Source organism: Desulfurella sp. (genome assembly GCF_023256235.1).
GTDB lineage: Bacteria > Campylobacterota_A > Desulfurellia > Desulfurellales > Desulfurellaceae > Desulfurella.
On sequence record NZ_JAGDWY010000033.1, the window covers coordinates 22,302 to 22,996 of the forward strand.

Annotated in this window: 1 pseudogene; it reads right to left on the bottom strand. The window is 25.5% G+C overall.

Annotated features, from left to right (window positions below):
* Positions 1 to 407 (bottom strand): annotated as a pseudogene (locus Q0C22_RS03350) (hypothetical protein); the annotation flags it as partial.
* Positions 408 to 695 lie beyond the last annotated feature (288 nt).

The window sequence follows — 695 nt, forward strand, 5'->3', positions numbered from 1 at the left end:
GGGTAACCAACTAAAAATTCTAAAATAATAACAATTATCCTGCCTATTATAGAACCTTGCGAAAAAAATACCACAATACTAATAAGCGGTATAAGCAAAAACAAAGCCCTCCAGGTAAGAGATAAATAAATTAAAAGTGGGTTTAACCCAAAAAAACCATAAGAAGGCAATAGATGTTTGAAATATTCGTTTTTTAAACTTAATTTTTTGAATTCTTTGTATATAACAATAATTGAAAATAATATAAAAATCAAAAATATAGTTACAAACAGCCAGATTTCGTTAATATAATATGCAGCTTTAAAAAAAATAAAACCCGATATTATTAAAACTAAAAATAATTTTAAGCAAATAGTAGACCATAGTTTAAAAGCAATATCTGGTAAATCTTTTCCTTTGATTGTCATATTTTGATTTTAAATAAGTTTTGTCCAAAAAGAATTGATAAAAATCAAATATTTAGTAATTTTTTTCATTCAATTTTGATAATAACCAAATCGTTTTTGATATGCATAGCTTCATATTCTTTTTAAAACTTTTCTTTGTTGTTATTTTAATAAGATTCAGGTACCCAAAATCTTTAAATAACTCCCGACTTCATCACTTTTCCACCCAAAACCCATTCTCTACAGGGTTTTTGTTTTTTCTTAGGCACTACATTATCCTATACACAGATGTTTTTAGACTAACATCCA